The 13,297-nt window shown below is 47.9% G+C and carries 14 protein-coding genes and 1 pseudogene; 6 read left to right on the top strand and 9 right to left on the bottom strand.

Translation table 11 applies throughout. The features are described 5' to 3' along the window. The first annotated feature begins 30 nt into the window (after positions 1–30). The 4 genes and pseudogenes from LX98_RS01220 to LX98_RS01205 all read left to right on the top strand — a co-directional run bounded on the left by LX98_RS01220 (position 31) and on the right by LX98_RS01205 (position 3,263). Positions 31–1,305: a heterodisulfide reductase-related iron-sulfur binding cluster gene (locus LX98_RS01220; protein WP_496427172.1), complete on the top strand. Its 1,275-nt coding sequence runs from the start codon at positions 31–33 to the stop codon at positions 1,303–1,305. Beyond that, positions 1,302–1,883, top strand: coding sequence for a DUF3501 family protein (locus LX98_RS01215; protein WP_496427171.1), 582 nt, complete (start codon positions 1,302–1,304; stop codon positions 1,881–1,883). Before LX98_RS01220 ends, LX98_RS01215 begins: the two co-directional genes overlap by 4 nt. Before the next feature lie 158 nt (positions 1,884–2,041). Next, a pseudogene (gene erpA / locus LX98_RS01210) lies at positions 2,042–2,374 on the top strand (iron-sulfur cluster insertion protein ErpA); the annotation flags it as partial. A 94-nt stretch (positions 2,375–2,468) separates the two neighbouring features. Further along, positions 2,469–3,263: a 6-carboxytetrahydropterin synthase gene (locus LX98_RS01205; protein ID WP_496427170.1), complete on the top strand. Its 795-nt coding sequence runs from the start codon at positions 2,469–2,471 to the stop codon at positions 3,261–3,263. 122 nt (positions 3,264–3,385) lie between these two features. Here LX98_RS01205 and LX98_RS01200 read toward each other — a convergent pair whose 3' ends face one another. Further along, positions 3,386–3,769: a thioredoxin domain-containing protein gene (locus LX98_RS01200; protein ID WP_496427169.1), complete on the bottom strand. Its 384-nt coding sequence runs from the start codon at positions 3,767–3,769 to the stop codon at positions 3,386–3,388. Between the two features lie 33 nt (positions 3,770–3,802). After that, positions 3,803–4,276 (bottom strand): redoxin domain-containing protein, encoded by a 474-nt coding sequence (locus tag LX98_RS01195; RefSeq protein WP_496427168.1) that lies wholly within the window; start codon positions 4,274–4,276, stop codon positions 3,803–3,805. Between the two features lie 394 nt (positions 4,277–4,670). On the opposite strand from LX98_RS01195, the gene LX98_RS01190 reads away from it, so the two are divergent. Continuing rightward, positions 4,671–7,070 carry a PBP1A family penicillin-binding protein gene (locus LX98_RS01190; RefSeq protein ID WP_496427167.1) on the top strand — a complete coding sequence of 800 codons (2,400 nt, stop codon included), beginning with the start codon at positions 4,671–4,673 and terminating at the stop codon, positions 7,068–7,070. Between the two features lie 41 nt (positions 7,071–7,111). Here the strand turns inward: LX98_RS01190 and iscX are convergent, their stop codons facing one another. From iscX to LX98_RS01155, 7 genes are all read right to left on the bottom strand, one after another. Next, on the bottom strand, positions 7,112–7,330 hold the full coding sequence (gene iscX / locus LX98_RS01185) for a Fe-S cluster assembly protein IscX (protein WP_496427166.1): 219 nt from the start codon (positions 7,328–7,330) through the stop codon (positions 7,112–7,114). Positions 7,331–7,390: 60 nt separating this feature from the next. Continuing rightward, positions 7,391–9,208 carry a molecular chaperone DnaK gene (dnaK, locus tag LX98_RS01180; RefSeq protein WP_496427165.1) on the bottom strand — a complete coding sequence of 606 codons (1,818 nt, stop codon included), beginning with the start codon at positions 9,206–9,208 and terminating at the stop codon, positions 7,391–7,393. Positions 9,209–9,234: 26 nt separating this feature from the next. Next, complete coding sequence (gene hscB, locus LX98_RS01175) at positions 9,235–9,957, bottom strand: Fe-S protein assembly co-chaperone HscB (protein ID WP_496427164.1); 723 nt, start codon at positions 9,955–9,957, stop codon at positions 9,235–9,237. An 85-nt stretch (positions 9,958–10,042) separates the two neighbouring features. Further along, positions 10,043–10,396 (bottom strand): iron-sulfur cluster assembly accessory protein, encoded by a 354-nt coding sequence (locus LX98_RS01170; RefSeq protein ID WP_496427163.1) that lies wholly within the window; start codon positions 10,394–10,396, stop codon positions 10,043–10,045. A gap of 41 nt (positions 10,397–10,437) precedes the next feature. Then, positions 10,438–10,854, bottom strand: a complete 417-nt coding sequence (gene iscU / locus LX98_RS01165) for a Fe-S cluster assembly scaffold IscU (RefSeq protein WP_496427162.1) — start codon at positions 10,852–10,854, stop codon at positions 10,438–10,440. A gap of 81 nt (positions 10,855–10,935) precedes the next feature. After that, the gene (locus tag LX98_RS01160) at positions 10,936–12,150 is read right to left on the bottom strand and encodes an IscS subfamily cysteine desulfurase (RefSeq protein WP_496427161.1); all 1,215 of its coding nucleotides are present in this window, start codon (positions 12,148–12,150) and stop codon (positions 10,936–10,938) included. Then, complete coding sequence (locus tag LX98_RS01155) at positions 12,147–12,632, bottom strand: RrF2 family transcriptional regulator (RefSeq protein WP_312644625.1); 486 nt, start codon at positions 12,630–12,632, stop codon at positions 12,147–12,149. The genes LX98_RS01160 and LX98_RS01155 overlap by 4 nt, the downstream gene beginning before the upstream one ends. A gap of 204 nt (positions 12,633–12,836) precedes the next feature. On the opposite strand from LX98_RS01155, the gene LX98_RS01150 reads away from it, so the two are divergent. Further along, positions 12,837–13,250: a 2Fe-2S iron-sulfur cluster-binding protein gene (locus tag LX98_RS01150; protein WP_312644627.1), complete on the top strand. Its 414-nt coding sequence runs from the start codon at positions 12,837–12,839 to the stop codon at positions 13,248–13,250. Positions 13,251–13,297 lie beyond the last annotated feature (47 nt).

Below are 13,297 nucleotides of genomic sequence, written 5' to 3'. Positions count from 1 at the left end.
TTCACAGACTTTCAAACGAAGTCATAATCTGTGACAAAATTTGACCTTATCACTCCAGGGTGGACCCGGTCTCAACTCGAAACCGAGACACGACGCATTTTCGATGTCTGTGACGGATGTCGACGATGCTTTAATTTATGCCCGTCGTTCAATACCCTTATTGACCGGATTGATGAGTATGAGAGCGATTCAACGCAGTTCACTGCACAGGATTTCACAAGGATTGAACAGGAATGTTACTACTGCAAGCTCTGTTTCAACCATTGTCCCTATTCTCCCCCCCATCAATATGATCTGGATTTTCCCAGGCTCATGGCTGCCTGGAAAAAACAACGGACGGCTGAGGGTGGGGCCACATGGCGCGACAAGCTCCTGATCCAAACCGATTTGATCGGAAAACTGGGAAGCCTGACCGCCCCACTGACCAATTGGGCCCTTCGCACACCGTGGCTTCGAAGTCTGGTTGAGCGGATGGTCGGAGTGCACAAAAACCGCCAAGTCCTTTCGTTTCAATCCCAGACCTTTACCCAATGGTGGGATCAGCGAAAGCCGGCTCCCGCACTTACCCACAGCCAGGGAAAAGTAGCCTTCTTCCCAAGTTGCCTGGTGACGTATCAGGTGACTGATATTGGAAAAGCTACCGTGCAAATTTTGGAGAAAAACGGCATTGAGGTCGTGGTACCTTCAAATCAGCAGTGCTGTGGGATGCCACGGTTTGACTTAGGTGATACCGATGGAATGGCCAAGATTGCCGAGTCTCAATATCGACTTTTTGCGCCCTATCTCGATCAGGGATATGACATCGTCATTCCAGCACCCAGTTGTAGCCTGATGTTCAAACGGGAATACCCTTACCTCAAACCCACACCTGAAATGAAACAATTGAGCGAGCGCACGTTTGATCTTTGCGAATATTTAATGCGGCTCAAACGGGAAGGTAAGCTTTCTCTTGATTTTCAAGCTAATCCAGGACGCGTGGCGTATCAAATTCCCTGTCATTTACGTGATCAGAACATCGGCTTTAAATCAAAAGAATTGATGGAGTTGACCGGGGCCACGGTTCATCTGATCGAGAAATGTTCCGGACACGATGGAGCCTGGAGTGCCAAGACTGAATTCTTTGATCTCTCGATGAAAATCGCCAAGAAAGCCGTGCGAGAAATTCAAGAGGAGCCGTTCGACGTCGTCGCCTCCGATTGCCCCCTGTCGGCACTACAACTGGACCAAGCACTTCAAACTGCGCCAACTCAATCAGCCCTTCATCCTATTCAAGTCGTTCGTAACGCCTATGGATTAACACCATGAAACTGCTCACACCACAAGATCTTCTCCCGGCTGCTCAATATGAAAAAAACCGCCCCGCCATTCGGCAAAAAATTATTGCCCTTAAAAAACGGCGCCGCATTTCTGTAGGAAAATTCGTAACGCTCGTGTTTGAGAATCGGGACACCCTGCTATTTCAAATACAAGAAATGGTTCGAATAGAGCGCATTTTTGATCCGGGAAAAATTCAGGAAGAATGTGACGTGTATAATGCGCTTCTACCAGATCGTCATGAATTGAGCGCAACACTGTTTATCGAAATCACCGATTCCGAAAACATTCAACCGCTTCTGGATTCCTTTAAGAATATAGACCAGGCCAATACCGTGGGCATCAAGGTTGGCGATACCTCAGTTTTTGCAAATTTTGAGGCCGGGCATAGCAAGGAAGATAAAATCAGTGCCGTGCACTTTATACGATTTTCCACCACCCCAACCTTTCGAGACCTCCTGGCCCAAGAGGAAGTCCCTGCCTTTCTGACTATCCTCCACCCTCAATATCGCACAGAAGCCCCAGTACCTCAGGAATTGAGGCAGGAATGGTTAAAGGATCTCACGTGATTCATCATTTTTGCCGTGCATAACTTCCCAACTTCGCAGATCCTCCTATAAATTGACAAGATTAAAAGTCGTGCTTTAAGATGTAAACTCAACGTTGGATCCCTTTCAACCGATTGAAAGGAATGATGAATCTACAAAAATAATGTGATCATAAGGAGGATACAACAACTATGGTAACAATTACTGAAATCGCAGAGCAGAAAATTAAGGAACTGATTAAAGAAGAAGAAAATTCCGTCGGTTTGCGCATTTACGTCAAAGGCGGCGGATGCAGCGGCTATCAATATGGAATGTCGTTTGAAGATAAAACCAGCGATGATGACACCATCATCGAAAAAGGCGACGTGAAGGTGATTGTGGATTCCCAAAGTGCCCCAATGCTCAGCGGCGCAGAAGTCGATTACGTTGATAGTCTGCAAGGGTCGGGATTTGCCATCAAAAATCCTCAAGCGAAGTCCACCTGTGGATGTGGAAGCTCATTCTCGACCTAGAAAATATTCACTCAGAACCCTAACCAATTAGGGCTGGACTTGGACTTCCATAGGCGACCAAGATCCAGCCCTTTTTCTTTTCTATAGAGACTTCATGCCTAAAGCGACCCTTACCAAACGTTTAGAGTTTTGCTCCTCTCACCGCTACCACAATCCTGAATGGGATGACGCAAAAAATCGTGCGGTTTTTGGTCTTTGTAATAATGTGAATACCCATGGCCATAATTATTTATTGGAAGTCACCTTGCGGGGGGACATCGACCCTGTCACAGGAATGATCATCAATTTATATGACTTGAAACTCATTTTAAATCAGGTCCTGGAACAATTTGATCATAAAAACTTAAATCTCGATACCCCATATTTTTCCGAGAGAATTCCCACGACCGAAAATCTCGCCGTCACTCTCTGGCACATTTTGGAAAAACATCCAGACCTTCCTAATCCAGATGCCCTTCGTCTTTATGAGGACGAAACCCTCTATGCCGAGGTGAATGCGAGTCTCATGGATGGTGCCCTCCAACCTGCTAACGGGGACTCGGCCATCATCGCTCGACGCTATGCGTTTTCAGCCCTGCATCAATCCCGGACAGGTCATACGCAAGGACATGATTATGATCTGTGGATTGCTACGAAGGGCCAAATTTCCAGCGACACCGGGCAGGTTATGAATTTACAGACTGTGGATCAAATCGTCAGAAACCAGATCCTTGCACGATTTGATCAGCGAAATTTAAGCCAGGATCAGGCCTTTGCCAACATTCCCGTCACAGACTCGTCGCTTGCGAAGGTCATCTGGGAAACATTGGCCCCCCACTTCCACACACCCCCGCTATGCCGGGTCTCCGTGAGCCAACAATCAGGTGCCGTGGCTGTGTATTCTGTATAGCCTGCATCTGGAAGCACCGTCTTGAGGACGCGCACCGACTCAATCAGGATACCCTGCCAGCTGCAAGACCCTCTGCAGGCCGGACGGAACCAGGACCGGGTGAGGTTTCCCCAAAACAGAATTTAGGTTTGGATAGAGAACGATTGCCGAATCAAGTCGGCCAGTTCGGCGGGTTCTAATTTTCCCTCTTTGGTAAGCACGAGCGTTCCATTGGAAAAGAAATGAGTGGTGGGATACGTTTCAAATTGATGCCGCTTTTTAATGGCCCGGCACCGCCCCGGAACGTGCATTTTAGCCTTTCCAAATCGCACATTCGAATACTGTTGGGCAATGTCCGCAAGAACAGGATCATAGGCTTTACACGGTTCGCAGGTCGCAATGCCATAGGCCACAACCGCAGCTGAAGCCTCCGTGAACCCTTCATAGTTGTCATCGTTCACATCTTCAACAATACCGGACATCACAGCCTCGCGATCCAAAATTACAGACCGAAGGAGTAGGTTCAAGAACCAACTCCTTCGATCAGACCATCCTCAGGATTAATTCAACTTTTTCAAAGCTTCCAAAATTTCTTTGTCGTCACGAGCGGTTTTGATATCTTGAACTTTTGCATAGGCCACTTTTCCATTTTTATCCACGATGACGGTAGCCCGCTTTGAGCAATTCAACGGCTCAAAATATAATCCATAGGCCTTAGATACCGTCCGATGCATATCGGCGAGTAGTTGATGCTTAAGATCTAAGGAATCCGCCCAAGCTTTGTGGGAAAAAAAGCTGTCACAGCTTATGCCAAAAATTTCGGCATTAACTGATCCAAAGTTGGGAAAATCATCGGTTAAACATTTGTTTTCTCCGGTACAAACCGGGCTCCAATCCAGAGGATAAAATGCCAGAACCACATTCTTCTTTCCGCGATAGTCGCTGAGCTTAACATCCTTTTGGTCCTGGTCTTTTAATGTAAAATCGGGGGCTACGTCTCCGACTTTAACTTCTGCGGCAACATCTGTAGACATGATTGCTCTCCTTCGTTGTAATGGAAATGCCGAAAATTCACTTGACCTTTTGTGGTAACATGGGGTGAAAAAGTTTGTCAATCTGGCAGAAGCCCTACAGAATTGTCCATTTAGCCCTAACGAAACTCCACTCCCGACCCTGTTTGCTGAGCCAGAGAGCCGTAAGAAGTTCAAATCTGCTATCTTTCCTCACACCATTTTTCACCGCCTCTAATCCTAACATCGTTGACCTATGCCATGGCGGCATATATGCCGTCCAATCGGAAACAAATATCGATCTTGTGTTTTAGGCTATCTCGGGGTATCGTAATTAAAAGGCAAGTGAAATCCTCCTCCTCCTTGATACCATCCAAATCTTCCCAATCTCTAGGTTATCGTTGGTTACGAATCCTTTATGAGTAAATTTCAAAGGTTTTTTTCCACGCTACGCGGCTGGTCCTGGCTTCGAATAACGATGATCACCACATTCCTTGCCTTATGTGTCGGGGTAGGAGGTCTTGCGGGAATTCTCTGGATTGCGACCCGTGACCTTCCCACATTCGACTCCTTTCAAGACTACCATCCGAGTTTAGTGTCTAGAGTCTATGCAGATAACGGTGAACTTATTGGGCAATTTTTCATCGAACGTCGTCTGTATACACCCATTGACAAAATCCCCAAAGCCTTCACGCAAGCGGTCATTGCAACAGAAGATACCCGTTTTTTTGATCACCCTGGGCTGGACATTGTCGGCATCGGCCGGGCCGCCTGGACCAACCTCAAAAAAGGTGGCCGGTTTCAAGGCGCTAGCACCATTACCCAACAGTTAGCCAGAGCTCTTTTTCTTTCTCCCGAACGAACGTATCAGCGAAAAATTAAAGAGCTCATTCTCGCAGTGAAAATGGAATGGGTGTTGACCAAAGAGCAAATTCTAGAAATGTACTTAAACCAAATTTATTTCGGTCACGGTGCCTATGGAGTGGCCGCCGCCGCCTTAACCTATTTTGATAAAAACGTCTCGGATTTGAGTCTTCCTGAATCAGCATTTTTGGCTGGTCTTCCTAAAGCTCCCAACACTTATTCACCCTATCGGAATCCAGATCTGGCTAAATCGCGCAAAGAATTGGTTTTAGGGCGCATGGTAGAGGCCGGGTATATCACCAACGAAGAGGCGCACGCCGCCATGGCCACAACCCTATCCTACCGTCACCAATCCTTAGAACCGATTGCGGCCTATTTCCTGGAAGAGGTGCGTCAACACTTGGTAGATCGGTACGGAGAAACCCTTGTGTATAAGGGTGGGCTACGAATCTACACCACCTTAAACATTGCCATGCAGAAAAACGCAGAAGAAGCGGTTCGTACAGGACTCCGCCAATTAGATAAACGTCAAGGCTGGCGAGGGCCAATTGAACATATTGTCTTTTCCAAAGATTTCACCCCTCCCGACACCTTTCCGGAGCTACAGAGTCCAAAGGCAGCTCTTGTCCATGGCCTCTACCGAGCGCTCGTGACCGACGTGACCAAACAATCCGCTCAAATCTTGATTGGAAATACCTATAAGGGCTCTATTCTTTTCGAGGATATGCGATGGGCCCAGCGTCAATTGGAGAAAAGCGGGGATGTGGGAACAGCGGTCGTTCGTGATAAAGCCTCTCCCCTCCAACTCTTGAAGGTCGGAGACATTATTGAAGTCGCCCCGAAAAACGGCACTGTCGAGTCAGGCGAATTTGTCTTAGAGCAAACTCCAATCGTGGAAGGCGCCCTGATCGCCATGGATCCGAGGACAGGCGCCGTGCAATCAATGGTTGGCGGGTATGACTTTACTCGAAGTCAGTTTAATCGTGCCGTAATTGCCCGTCGACAACCCGGTTCTGCCTTCAAGCCACTCATTTATGCTTCGGCGCTTCAACAAGGCCTGACACCGGCATCCCTGATTCTCGATGCCCCCGTCGTCTATGAAGACGAGGATTTAGACCGGGTATGGAAGCCGGAAAATTATGAAAAACGCTTTTTTGGAACCATTACCCTTCGTGAAGCCCTGCGCCATTCCCGCAACGCCGCAACCGTCAGATTGCTTGAACAAATCGGAGTTCCCGAGGTCGTCAATATTGCCAGCAATCTGGGAATACGAAGTCCGCTCAGCCAGGACCTCTCTTTGGCTTTGGGCTCCTCCAGCGTGACCCTCCAAGAAATCACCTCCGCGTATGGCGTTTTCGCAAATCAAGGTTTGTGGCTTGAGCCCTACCTGATTACACATGCCAAGAACCTCAACGGGGAGATCTTAGAACAACACCAGTTCGAACCGCGACAAGCCATGACCAAGGAAAACGCCTACTTGATCACCAATATGCTCATGGATGTCATTCAAAGCGGAACCGGAAGACTCGCCAAATCTATTGGCCGGCCATTGGCAGGGAAGACTGGAACCACAAATAGTTATAACGATGCGTGGTTTGTCGGGTATGCCCCGAATTTGGCGACAGGAGTATGGGTGGGCTTTGATGGGGTCCGAACACTCGGCAGATTGGAATCCGGGGCGCATGCGGCCCTGCCAATTTGGACCAAGTTTGTTGATCAATCGCTGCTACACTCACCAGTTATGACCTTTCCTATTCCTAATGACATTCAATTCGCGCAGATCGACACCGAGACGGGTGACCTGCCGTCCAAGACCAGTCGAAACATCAGTACGGAAGTTTTTCGTAAAGGAACGGAACCAGGAAAAGCGGCTCCTCAGAAGTCGAACCCTATGGATTTTTTTGAGTTTGACCGGTTGAACTCGGATTCATCCAACCAGCTTTCTCCATTTTGATAGAACGGTTCAACCGGCCGATTACACCGTAACACGCGTTCTCAGGACTGGGCATCCTGATACTCTTCATACCAGGCCATTTGAATGGCCTCCAACTTTTTTTCATTGGACGTTTTGGGATCGTCCTTAAATTCAGGAAGAGCCACTACCCACGCATGTAAATCCGTAAACCTGACCGTTAACGGATCAAGGTCGGGGTGCTCTTCCTGCAGCCGGATAGCAATATCTTCAGTATCACCCCACATGAATTCCTGAGCCATGATTTCTTCCCCTTGGATTAATGGGTTTTGCCCATGTCGAAAGTCTCCCTATTTGAGGGATTACTTAATGACGTCAGATAATTTTTTACTTTCGAGAGCTTCTTTCAGCGTGGCATCCATCAACACTTCGGCCAAATGGTGCGTCGTTTTTTCAACCTCAACAATTTTCGCACGTATGACACGATGATCATCCCCGTCTTTAACTTCACCAAGCTGCCGTAGAATCTGACGAATGCTTTCCGTTTCCTTTTCCTGAATTAAATTCGCTGCACGTCCCAGAGCTTTCTCGGTCGCCACGATAATCGCATTGGCTTCATTGCGTGCTTCTATAATCTGACGGGCTTTGATGTCTTCGGTGGCAAATTGGAAAGAATCTCGAACCATTCCTTCCACCTCATCGTCGGTCAGTCCATGAGAAGGTTTCACCTGAACCGATTGAGCTTGACCGGTCCGGATATCTCTGGCCGTCACCTGTAAAATCCCATTGGCATCAATGAGAAAGTTGACTTCCACGCGAGGGACCCCAGCCGGCAACGGTGGAAGCTTTAATTGGAAGCGGGCCAAACTTCGATTATCCTTAACCAATTCCCGTTCTCCTTGGAGGATATGAATATCCACCGAGGTCTGCCCATCGACATAGGTCGTGAACATTTCCTTTGCACTGGTTGGAATCGTGGTATTTCGACGGATCAGCGCACTCATGACCCCGCCCATCGTTTCGATTCCCAATGACAGGGGAGTCACGTCCAGTAACAACAGGTCTGTGGTATTCCCGCCTAAAATATCAGCTTGGACAGCCGCCCCTAACGCGACAACTTCGTCAGGGTTCAGTTCAGAGTGCGGCTTTTGGCCAAACAGTTCTTCCACTTTTCGCCAAACCAGTGGCATGCGAGTATTCCCGCCAACCAGGACCACTTCATCAATCTGATCGGCGGTTAAGCCTGCATCTTTGAGGGCAAGCCGACAAGGCGCAAGGGTTCTTTCCACCAAACCCATCGTTAACGTTTCCATGCTCTCCCGCGTCCATACCTTTTCATACGTCGAATTGGGAAGCTCTATCACCGCCTGAGTTTGAGTTTCATCCGACAACCGGATTTTGACACGTTCCGCCTCCAACCGAATGGTTTGCATTAAATCGGGATTCTCCCCAACCTTAAGGCCTTGAGTTTGAACAATATCATCAACCATCACATCGACGAGCAGTTGATCGAAATCATCTCCCCCTAAATGGGTATCCCCATTCGTTGCCAGAACTTCAAAGATTCCATCTTTTAATTTGAGAATAGAGATATCAAACGTCCCTCCGCCTAAATCATAGATCGCGATCAGACCTTGTGTCTTTTTCTGCAGGCCATACGCTAAGGAAGCGGCCGTCGGCTCATTGATGATACGCAGGATCTCTAACCCGGCAATCATCCCGGCATCTTTCGTGGCCTGCCGCTGACTATCATTGAAATAGGCCGGGACGGTGACCACAGCCTTGGAGATGTCTTCCTTTAAATAATCCTCGGCTCGCCGTTTTAATTCTTTCAGAATCATGGCGGACACTTGAGGGGGAGAAAAGGTTTTGTCTCCAATTTCAATTCGAATGACCCCGTTTTTTTCATGAAGCTGATAAGGAAAATACTTCAGGTCGTCCTTCACGTCATCCAGCCCCTTGCCCATAAACCGCTTCACGGAATAAATGGTGCTGGAAGGATCACGAATTAAATGGGCTTTTGCCGGCTCTCCCACGATCATCCCATTATCAGTTAACCCGACGATGGAAGGCACTTTAGTCTGCCCATCCGGACCGGGGATGACATGAGGCCCCTCCTTATCCATAAAGGCGATCAGCGAGTTCGTCGTTCCCAAATCAATACCAACAATGCGACTCACAATATATTCCTTTTAGCTGAGAATGATTAGCCCGTGGTTTCGAGCAAATCGTTGACCATATTCCGCACGTATGTTCGATTAGAAAGAATTTCCTGCATAGCACGCAAAATAGAATTTTTTTCCTCACGCGCCTCACCTGGAAGGGGAGCGCGTGCTTGCACCTGATCCCATTGTTTGAATTGACACTTCAGCGACTCCTCCATTTCAGTCTGGCGTTTTTCCAAACGCTCTCGTTCGCCCTGCAACTTTTTCCGAAGGGCCTCAAGTTCAGGTGACGCGCCCTTGGGGACCAGTTGTCGGAAAATTTCCAAATCTTCTTGCAGCTCAAGAACCTCTTCAAACAAATCCGCCGGGGGATTCGATCGAATATCTTTCACCGCTCCAGCCTCCAACCGGATCAAATATTCCGCCCGCTGAATGGGATCCTTGAGTGTGCGATAGCCGGCATTCAAAAAAGCAGAATTCCCTAAACTAATGGCTTTCTCCGATTCATCTTTAGTGGAATAAAAGTCCGGATGAAAAGTACGACTTAATTCATAAAATGTCTGTTCCAATTGTTGCTCGTCAATGTTCAACAGACGAGGGAGTTGAAAGCAGGCAAAATAGTCCAAGTCCTTTGAAAGCGGCTGAACTTTGACGCATTGCCCACAGAGATATTCTCCCGTCACTTCAGATTGGCAGTGCCAGCACATACTGCGGGCCATGGGAAGTTCCCGGGCCTTTATCGTGGTTGGATATTGATGGTCCATGTGTTTCTGGCTCTGACGACTCGGGCATGGTGAACTGCCCCATGCCCGAGTGGTTACGTCACTATGTGATTGAAGAAGATTGGTCTTATGCTGAAAACGACTCTCCGCACCCACATGTCTTGGTGGCATTGGGATTGATAAATTTGAAGGCACCACTCACCATGTCTTTTTGGTAATCCAAGGTCATCCCCTGGAGATAAATGGCGCTTTTGGCATCGACGATTACTTTTACGCCATCCACTTCAGTGACGGTATCAAACTCCCCGATCTTGTCATCGAAGTTGACGGTATAGCTCAATCCCGAACAGCCGCCACCTTTCACTCCCAAGCGAAGACCACCCTCAGTAATACTTTGAAGGTCCAATAACCGCTTGACCTCTTTCAAGGCCTCATCGGTCATGGCAACCGTTGAATTGCTTTCCGTGGTATTTGTATCCATCGCCATTTCTCCCTAAAACAAATCGTGAACAGTTCCCTGAGCTAGGATGAGGTCGTGGCTGCTTCCGGCTTGCCCTTTTTCTCTCCCGCTTTTTTCTGGTAATCCCCCAAGGCCGCTTTAATGGCATCCTCAGCCAACACGGAACAATGGATTTTGACGGGTGGAAGGTTCAATTCATGAACAATATCCGTATTCTTAATTTTTTGAGCATCTTCTATGGTTTTCCCTTTGAGCCACTCGGTCGCCAAACTGGAACTGGCAATGGCCGACCCACACCCAAACGTCTTGAACTTGGCATCCACAATGGTGTCGTTTTCGACTTTAATTTGGAGTTTCATCACATCTCCGCATTCCGGGGCTCCGACAACGCCTGTTCCGACATCGTCGGCATCTTTTTGAAAACTTCCCACATTACGGGGATTGTTGTAATGATCAATAACTTTTTCACTATAGGCCATGGACTATCCCTCCCTTTGTTGTATGGTAAGACAGTGTATTTTTTAAAACCATTTTGAATATTTCTTCTTCAAGTATATCAATTAATGAGCTGCCCATTGAACGCTTTTCAAATCGACCCCTTCCTTGGCCATCTCATAGAGCGGGGACATCTCGCGTAGGTGCGTTACGGCTTTGATCATGCGATCAATGGTGTATTCCACCTCCTCATCGGTATTAAATCGACCAAGCCCAAAACGGATCGAGGAATGGGCCAAATCCGATCCAACTCCCAAGGCACGCAACACATAAGAGGGCTCAAGCGTGGCCGAGGTACAAGCCGAACCAGAAGACAAAGCAATTTCTTTGACCCCCATGAGCAACGCCTCTCCTTCGACGTACGCAAAGCTAATATTGAGATTGTTCGGCAACCGCTCAGTCGGATGCCCGTTTAAATAGACCTCATCCATACCCTTCATGATGCCTTCTTGAAGGCGATCGCGCATTTTGGCCATACGAACAGACTCCGTAGCCATCTCCTGCTCGCCTAGTTCGCAGGCTTTCCCAAATCCGACAATGAGCGACACAGGCAAGGTTCCCGAACGCATACCCCGCTCATGGCCCCCACCATACATCATCGCCTCCAACCTCACTCTCGGCGCCTTCCGTCGGACATAGAGGGCCCCCACGCCTTTGGGACCATAAATCTTATGGGAGGTAAAGGACATCAGGTCAATTCCCATTTCCTGAACATTCACAGGGATTTTTCCCACCCCTTGTGTCGCGTCACAGTGGAAAAGGACACCTTTTTCTTTAGCAACTTTTCCGATGGCCGCCACGGGATTGATCGTACCGATCTCATTGTTGGCCATCATAATCGAAATTAAAATCGTCTGGTCGGTAATGGCGTTGCGTACGTCATCAGGGCTCACCATGCCGGCTTTATCAACGGGGAGGAAAGTGACCTTGACACCCTTCTTTTCCAGATATTTCGCCGTATCAATCACTGCCCGGTGTTCCGTCGAACTTGTAATGATATGGTTTCCTTTTTCCCGGTACATCTCCACCACGCCCTGCAAGGCCAGATTATCCGATTCCGTCGCCCCACTGGTAAAAATAATTTCTTTGGCATCGGCGTGGATAAGATGCGCAATCTGTTTTCTGGCTATTTCCACCGCCTCTTCAGCTTCCCAACCGAAAGTATGATTCCGGCTGGCCGCATTCCCAAATTTCTCGGTGAAGAAGGGGAGCATCACTTCAAGCACCCGAGGATCGCAGGGGGTCGTTGAATGATTATCCAAATATATAGGCAACTTCATAATTGAACTCCTTTTGTTTTACGAGATTCCACAATGATTAAGGGGGGCTCGGCCATCATGTCCTCAATAGACATGCTACTGAGTAAATGAAAAATGCTTTCTTGGACGCGCAACAGAGGCGTCCGGATATTACAATGCTCAATTTGTTCACAAGAGGCATGTTCATCTTTCTCATGATAGCAGTCAGCAATCCCCAGTGGGCCTTCAATAGCTTCCAGCACCTGCGCGATGGAAATCTCCCGTGGCTCACGGGCCAAGAGATAGCCTCCCTTTGGTCCGTTTTGGCTTTCCACCATGTCATATTTAGCCAAGGTTTGAAGCACTTTGGCTAACAACTCCAAGGGAATATGATGTTCCTCAGCGATTTCTTTGGTGTTAACAACCCTATTCGGATTAAAAGGACTGGTTTCTCCAGACCGGACCATGGCCATATATTGGAGAGCCATCAGGGCATAATCTGCTTTTTTCGAAAGCTTCAGCATAATTAAGTATTAATATTGATAGTGTTTATCTGTCCATAATGCCGACTTATATGATCGGGTTTAACATAGCATTGACCTCTTGGGTCAGTCAAGACTAAAATGGTCGGAGATCCATTTAGTCGGAATTAGTCAGGACAAACATAATCAACCACGGACTTTTTTTGAAAATTAACTTTCAACACATTGATTTGTAAGGAGAATTACATGGGAGGCAGTAATCCATATATTGAGAAAAGCGAAACGGCAGTCGCTAAGAAACCATTCAAACTCACCTTTATCACACCTGAAAAGCCTATTGAAATTGAGGTTGACCCGGAAAAGTTTCCCTATGGTGAGACGGGATTGCCTGGGAGCATCCTCGATATCGCGTTGGGAAACGGGATAGATGTGGAACATGCATGCGGCGGAGTCTGTGCCTGCTCAACCTGTCATATTATTGTGAAACAGGGGCTGGACACCTGTAACGAGGCCACGGATGACGAAAATGACCAATTAGATGAAGCTCCCGGGCTTACCCTGCAATCAAGACTGGGGTGCCAGTGCGTCCCGAATGGGGAAAAAGACCTCATCATTGAAATCCCGGAATGGAATAAAAACCTGGTCAAAGAAAGTCACTAAGGAAACACGGTTGTTTAAATGAGACAGGGGGGTGAGAAGGATGTCCT

The organism is Nitrospira marina, from assembly GCF_059568365.1.
Note: the sequence above shows the minus strand (reverse complement) of the source record. Positions and strands in the feature narration are given on the sequence as shown.

Coding starts and splice junctions, on each gene's coding strand:
- LX98_RS01160 (WP_496427161.1), bottom strand. CDS start 12,150: ATGAAGTTGCCTATATATTTGGATAATCATTCAACGACCCCCTGCGAT.
- LX98_RS01195 (WP_496427168.1), bottom strand. CDS start 4,276: ATGTCTACAGATGTTGCCGCAGAAGTTAAAGTCGGAGACGTAGCCCCC.
- iscX (WP_496427166.1), bottom strand. CDS start 7,330: ATGGCTCAGGAATTCATGTGGGGTGATACTGAAGATATTGCTATCCGG.
- LX98_RS01155 (WP_312644625.1), bottom strand. CDS start 12,632: ATGCTGAAGCTTTCGAAAAAAGCAGATTATGCCCTGATGGCTCTCCAA.
- iscU (WP_496427162.1), bottom strand. CDS start 10,854: ATGGCCTATAGTGAAAAAGTTATTGATCATTACAACAATCCCCGTAAT.
- LX98_RS01150 (WP_312644627.1), top strand. CDS start 12,837: ATGGGAGGCAGTAATCCATATATTGAGAAAAGCGAAACGGCAGTCGCT.
- LX98_RS01215 (WP_496427171.1), top strand. CDS start 1,302: ATGAAACTGCTCACACCACAAGATCTTCTCCCGGCTGCTCAATATGAA.
- LX98_RS01170 (WP_496427163.1), bottom strand. CDS start 10,396: ATGGATACAAATACCACGGAAAGCAATTCAACGGTTGCCATGACCGAT.
- LX98_RS01205 (WP_496427170.1), top strand. CDS start 2,469: ATGCCTAAAGCGACCCTTACCAAACGTTTAGAGTTTTGCTCCTCTCAC.
- hscB (WP_496427164.1), bottom strand. CDS start 9,957: ATGGACCATCAATATCCAACCACGATAAAGGCCCGGGAACTTCCCATG.
- LX98_RS01190 (WP_496427167.1), top strand. CDS start 4,671: ATGAGTAAATTTCAAAGGTTTTTTTCCACGCTACGCGGCTGGTCCTGG.